At 71.5% G+C, this 993-nt stretch carries 1 protein-coding gene; it reads left to right on the forward strand.

The window, feature by feature from the left end:
• A partial coding sequence (locus HMPREF0731_RS21775) for a tripartite tricarboxylate transporter substrate-binding protein (protein WP_040614384.1) occupies positions 1-916 on the forward strand: 916 nt, incomplete at its 5' end.
• Positions 917-993 lie beyond the last annotated feature (77 nt).

Below are 993 nucleotides of genomic sequence, written 5' to 3' on the forward strand. Positions count from 1 at the left end.
CGTGCTGCGCGCCCAGACCGCCTGGCCCGAGCGCCCGATCCGCCTGGTCGTGCCCTGGCCGCCGGGCGGCAGCACCGACACCGTGGCCCGCATCTTCCAGCCCCGCCTGCAGGAGATCCTGGGCCGCCCCGTGGTGATCGAGAATCGCGGCGGCGCCTCGGGCGCGATCGGTGCCGGCGAGGCGGCGCGGGCCGATCCCGATGGCTACACCTGGATCCTGGTCTACGACACCCAGGCGACCAATGAGAGCGTGATGCGCCTGCCCTTCAAGACCATGGAGGCCTTCGTGCCGGTCTCCCTGGTGGGCACCGGGCCGCTGGCGCTGGTGGCGCACAACACCACCCCCTACCGCAGCTACCAGGACATCGTCGAGGCCGCCAAGAAGGCGCCGGACACGCTGAACTTCGCCACCAGCGGCGTGGGCGGCCTGGCCCATGTGGCGACCACCCTGCTGCAGCAGGAGGGCGGCTTCCGCCTGGTGCACGTGCCCTATCGCGGCGGCGGGCCGGCCACCCAGGACGCGGTGGCCGGGCATGTGCCGCTGTTCATGTCGAACGTCGTGGTGATCAACCAGCACATCAAGGCGGGCACGCTGCGGCCGGTGGGCGTGACCACCAAGGGCGAGACGCGGCACGTGCCGGGGGTGCGCAGCTTCGCCCAGCAGGGCGTGGGCAATTTCGAGGCGCCGACTTGGTGGGCGCTGCTCGGCCGCGCCGGCACGCCGAAGCCGATCGTCGACAAGATGCACGCGGCGCTGACCCGCGCCCTGGCCGACAGCAATGTGCGGCAGAAGATCGAGGAGCAGGGCGCCGATGTGGTGGCCAGCGGCCCCGACGAGTGCGGCAGCTTCATCCAGGCCGAGATCGCCAAATGGGGCAAGGTGATCCGCGACAACGACATCCGCGCCGACAGCTGAGGCGCGGACGCGCGGCGGGGCGGTGCCGATCCGCCCCGCCGCCGGAAGTTTCATGACGCAGGCGGAAAGGTGAAAAA

Origin of the sequence: Pseudoroseomonas cervicalis ATCC 49957, from assembly GCF_000164635.1 — a bacterium.
Lineage (GTDB): Bacteria > Pseudomonadota > Alphaproteobacteria > Acetobacterales > Acetobacteraceae > Pseudoroseomonas > Pseudoroseomonas cervicalis.